Annotated in this window: 5 protein-coding genes; 3 read left to right on the top strand and 2 right to left on the bottom strand. The window is 73.1% G+C overall.

Going from position 1 to position 4,699, the window contains the following annotated elements:
• Both recD and PLP61_RS15030 read left to right on the top strand, forming a co-directional pair.
• On the top strand, positions 1–1,186 hold a 1,186-nt coding region (gene recD, locus PLP61_RS15035; RefSeq protein ID WP_324503566.1), incomplete at its 5' end, for an exodeoxyribonuclease V subunit alpha.
• A gap of 24 nt (positions 1,187–1,210) precedes the next feature.
• Positions 1,211–1,825, top strand: a complete 615-nt coding sequence (locus tag PLP61_RS15030) for an ACT domain-containing protein (RefSeq protein WP_324503565.1) — start codon at positions 1,211–1,213, stop codon at positions 1,823–1,825.
• A gap of 12 nt (positions 1,826–1,837) precedes the next feature.
• Here the strand turns inward: PLP61_RS15030 and PLP61_RS15025 are convergent, their stop codons facing one another.
• On the bottom strand, positions 1,838–2,293 hold the full coding sequence (locus PLP61_RS15025; RefSeq protein WP_324503564.1) for a GyrI-like domain-containing protein: 456 nt from the start codon (positions 2,291–2,293) through the stop codon (positions 1,838–1,840).
• Positions 2,294–2,384: 91 nt separating this feature from the next.
• Complete coding sequence (locus PLP61_RS15020) at positions 2,385–3,692, bottom strand: MFS transporter (protein ID WP_324503563.1); 1,308 nt, start codon at positions 3,690–3,692, stop codon at positions 2,385–2,387.
• A 73-nt stretch (positions 3,693–3,765) separates the two neighbouring features.
• On the opposite strand from PLP61_RS15020, the gene PLP61_RS15015 reads away from it, so the two are divergent.
• Positions 3,766–4,699 (top strand): 1,4-dihydroxy-2-naphthoyl-CoA synthase (locus PLP61_RS15015; RefSeq protein WP_324503562.1); only part of this gene is annotated, 934 nt, incomplete at its 3' end.

Here is a 4,699-nt window from a genome sequence, read left to right as displayed (position 1 = left end):
CACCGAGCAGGCGGGCGACGTGCCCCCCCGGGTCGCGCTCACCGCGCCGACGGGAAAGGCGGCGGCCCGGCTCCAGGAGGCGGTGGCCCGGGCGACGGCCCAGCTCCCCCCGGCCGACCGGGCCCGGGTCGGTCCGGCCTCGGCGGCCACCCTGCACCGGCTGCTGGGGAGCCGTCCCGACACCCGCACCCGCTTCCGGCACCACCGCGAGAACCGGCTCCCCCACGACATCGTGGTGGTGGACGAGACCTCGATGGTGTCGCTGACGATGATGGCCCGGCTGGTCGAAGCGGTGCGCCCCGACGCCCGGCTCATCCTGGTCGGGGACCCCGACCAGCTGGCCTCGGTCGAGGCCGGGGCGGTGCTGGCCGATCTGGTCGCGGGCCTGGGGTCGGGGCCGACGGTGACCGCGCTGCGCACCTCCCACCGGTTCGGCGCCCGGATCGGCGCCCTGGCGGCGGCGGTGCGGGACGGCGACGCGGACCGCGCCTGGACGGTGCTCACCGAGGGCGGTGACGAGGTCGAGCTGGTCGACGCCGGTGACCCGAGGGCGACGGAGGTGGTGCGCGCGGTCGCGGTGTCCTCCGCCCTGGCCGTGCACGCGGCCGCCGAGGCCGGCGACGCGGACGCGGCGGTCGCGGCGATGGAGCGGCACCGGCTGCTCTGCGCCCACCGCGACGGCCCCCACGGCGCGGCGTACTGGAACCGTCAGGTCGAGCGCTGGCTCGGGGAGGCGGTCGGAACGCCCGTGGGCCAGGCCTGGGGGCGGGAGTGGTACGCCGGCCGGCCGCTCCTGGTGACCGCGAACGACTACGGCCTGGGCCTGTACAACGGGGACACCGGCGTGGTGGTCCGCGCGGGCGACGGCCTGCGGGCGGTGGTGGCCGGCGTCGGTCGGCACCGGGTGCTGGCCCTCTCGCGGCTGGCCGAGGTGGACACCCTGCACGCGATGACCGTGCACAAGAGCCAAGGCAGCCAGGCCGAGGAGGTGACCGTGCTGCTGCCCGAGGAGGACTCGCGCCTGCTCAGCCGCGAGCTGTTCTACACGGCGGTGACCCGCGCGCGGGCCAAGGTCCGGGTGGTGGCGACCGAGGAGTCCGTGCGCGCGGCAGTGACCCGGCGGGCGCGCCGGGCGAGCGGGCTGCGCTGGCGTCTCACCGCGGGTGAGCCGGCAACACCGCCGTAACCGGGTGCGGTTAGCCTCGTCGCCATGCCGCTGCTGATCCGTGTGGAGCTGCCCGACATCCCCGGTTCGCTCGGCCGGGTCGCCACCGCGATCGGTGAGGCCGGCGGGGACATCGAGGCCATCGAGATCGTCGCCCACCGCAGCGACGGCTGGGCGGTCGACGACGTGCTGATGGAGATGGCGCCGGGCGTGATGCCCGACTCGGTGGTCTCGGCCTGCAACGCCCTCGACGGGGTGGAGGTGCTGTGGGTCAGCAGGTACGCCGCCGGCGGCAACCTGTTCCTCGACCTCGAGGTGGTCGAGGAGCTGACCACCCACGGTGCCTCCGCGCTGGACCACCTGGTCGGGATGCTGCCGGTGACCTTCCGGGTCGACTGGGCGGCCCGGCTGCGGCGTACCCCCGCCGGCGCGGAGATCGTCCAGGCCACCGAGGCGGCACCCGCCCGGATCGACTGGGCCGACCTGACCCAGGCGCGCACGCTGCCCGGCGTCGACGACGTCACCCTCTACTGCGGGGCGCCGCTCACCGAGGACGAGATCGTGGTGATGGGCCGCGACGGCGGCCCGGAGTTCCTGGACTCCGAGCTGGCCCGGATCGGCCACCTGCTCGGGCTCGCCGTCTCCATCTCGCGGTCCTGACCCGGACCACGGTCAGCTCAGGGGGGTGACGATCCGGGTCTGCCAGGTCGCGGGGTCCCCCACCGGCTCGCTGAGGTACTCCTCCCACATGTCCTCGCGGGGTACCAGCGCCCGTTCGCCCAGCCAGGCCTGGAGCTCCCGGTAGGTCTGCTCCATGGCGTCGTACGGACCGACATGGACGCCCACCACGGCGCGGCCACCGGGGCGTTCCTGCACCACCACCCCGCCGTCGGGGGTGTGCACGTCCCCGGCCACCGGGAACCCGACCGAGACGTCCACGGTGTCGGTGGGCATCCCGTGGTACCACCCGAATGGCGGTCCGGCGATCTGTCCCCCGGCGGCCGCCAGCGCACCGGCCACCACGCCGAACGCCTCGCCGAAGAAGCCCGTCAGCTCGCTCATGGGCACCACCCGGCGGAGTACGGCCACCGTCTGGGTCGGCACCTCCACCAGCTCGAAGTCAGCCATCGCCTGCCTCCTTCATCTGCCTCCAGGCTCCCACCTGCCTCGCGCCGGTGTCGATCGGGGGGTGCTGGTGCAGAGAGCCCCGCGAGGTCCCTCAGCGGACCGACCGGATCCGAGTCACGAACATCGACCCGAGGATGCTCACCAGGAACGCGAAGCCGTACACCGCGCCGTACCCCATCGACCACTCCTCGCCCTGGGTGGCCACGGTCCCCCCGCTGCTGCGGACCAGCCCGAGGATCACCCCGGCGAGGATCGGCGCGAACACCTGGGGAAGCGCGTTGGCGATGTTGATCACGCCGAGATCCTTGGCCCGCTCCTCCGCGCCGGGCAGGACCTGGGTGATCAGCGCGAAGTCGACCGCGGTGTAGATGCCGTACCCGCAGCCGAGCACCGCCGCGGCGACCACCGCGGCCGGGTAGGTCTGCGGGATGGCGAGGATCAACGTGGCGGTGCCGGCCACCACGCCGCTCCAGATCACGAAGATCTTGCGCCGCCCGGTCCGGTCGCTCCAGGCCCCGCCGAACGCCGTGGTGACCACCATCGAGACCGCGTAGACGACGGTGAGCACGAACACCTTGTCCGGCCCGACGTCCTCGCTGAACCCCAGCCCGTCGGTGACGTAGTAGAGCAGGTACATGGTGCCGATGTAGTTGCCGGTGTTGACCAGGAAGCGGGTGATCCAGGCCCACGCGAAGTCGGGGTACCGCCTCGGCGAGATCCAGAACGAGCGCACGAACCGGCCCAGCTGGAACGGCTCCGGTCGGTAGTCCTCGGGCAGGGCGAGGTCGCGGGAGAACAACGCGTAGGGCAGCGTGAGCACCACCAGCACCACGATCGTCACCAGGTAGCCCGCGGCGATGCTGCCGGTGACCGCGGCGATCCCCACCCCACCGACGACGCCGAGCGTCTGCGCGATCGCGAGCAGGCCGCCGACCAGGCCCCGCCGGGCCTCCGGGACCTGGTCGGGCACCGAGGCCGTCACTGCGGCGTACATCGCGTTCAGGAACGCCTGGACCCCGCACCAGCCGAGCATCATCACCGGCACCGAGCCTGCGCTGGACAGCACCAGCAGCGAGAGCGAGCCACCCGCGGCACCGACCAGGACCCACGGCAGCCGCCGCCCCATCCGCAGGGTGGTGCGGTCGGAGAACGCCCCGAAGAGCGGGTTGCAGACGGTGGAGACGAACGCCCCCACGCCCAGCACCCAGCCGAGCACCTGCTCCTTGTGCTCCGGCGAGAGCTCGCGGGCCTGCTCGGCCAGCAGCACCTGGATCGGACCGAACCACCCGGTCATCACCGCCAGGTTGACCAGGCTCAGCGCGACCACCCAGCGCCACGGCGGGTTGACCGTCGGCTCGGCGAGGGCGGAGCGCAGGCCGGGGGCGGGGAGCGACGTCACGCGCCACATTGTGCGGGATGCCGCCGGTCGGCCGCGGTACGGCGCGGGCCGGCCACCCCACTACCTTGTCCTCATGAGCGCGATCGAGGGTGTGTCCGAGACGTTCGACCCGCAGGCGTGGGACGCCGTACCCGGGTTCGAGGACCTGACCGACCTCACCTACCACCGGGCCCGGGCGCACGGCACGGTGCGGATCGCCTTCGACCGCCCCGACGTCCTCAACGCGTTCCGGCCGCACACCGTGGACGAGCTGCTGCGGGTCCTGGAGCACGCCCGCACCTCGGCCGACGTCGGCTGCGTGCTCCTCACCGGCAACGGCCCCAGCGCGAAGAACGGCAAGTGGGCGTTCTGCACCGGCGGCGACCAGCGGATCCGGGGCCGGGCCGGCTACCAGTACGAGACCGAGCACGGCACGCAGGCCGGGGCGCAGCCGAACCCGATCGACAGGGCCCGGCTGGGGCGGCTGCACATCCTGGAGTGCCAGCGGCTCATCCGGTTCATGCCGAAGGTGGTCATCTGCCTGGTCAACGGCTGGGCCGCCGGCGGCGGCCACTCCCTCCACGTGGTCTGCGACCTCACCCTCGCCAGCCGGGAGCACGCCCGCTTCAAGCAGACCGACGCCGACGTGGGCTCGTTCGACGGCGGCTTCGGGTCGGCGTACCTCGCCCGCCAGGTCGGCCAGAAGTTCGCCCGGGAGATCTTCTTCCTCGGCGGCGAGTACGACGCCGCGGACGCCCACCGGATGGGCATGGTCAACAAGGTGGTGCCCCACGCCGAGCTCGAGGCCGAGGCGCTGGAGTGGGGGCGGCGGATCAACGGGAAGAGCCCGACCGCGCAGCGGATGCTGAAGTACTCCTTCAACCTGATCGACGACGGCCTGGTCGGCCAGCAGCTGTTCGCCGGCGAGACCACCCGGCTGGCGTACATGACCGAGGAGGCCCAGGAGGGCCGCGACCAGTTCCTCGAGAAGCGCGATCCCGACTGGTCGCCGTACCCCTGGTACTACT

Source organism: Nocardioides sp. (genome assembly GCF_035429765.1).
In the GTDB taxonomy this organism is placed as follows: domain Bacteria; phylum Actinomycetota; class Actinomycetes; order Propionibacteriales; family Nocardioidaceae; genus Nocardioides.
The sequence above is the reverse complement of the archived record's forward strand: the minus strand, read 5'-3'. Positions and strand labels throughout refer to the sequence as shown.

Excerpts from the sequence above, each read along its gene's own strand:
- PLP61_RS15025 (WP_324503564.1), bottom strand. The coding sequence starts at position 2,293 with ATGGCTGACTTCGAGCTGGTGGAGGTGCCGACCCAGACGGTGGCCGTA.
- PLP61_RS15030 (WP_324503565.1), top strand. The coding sequence starts at position 1,211 with ATGCCGCTGCTGATCCGTGTGGAGCTGCCCGACATCCCCGGTTCGCTC.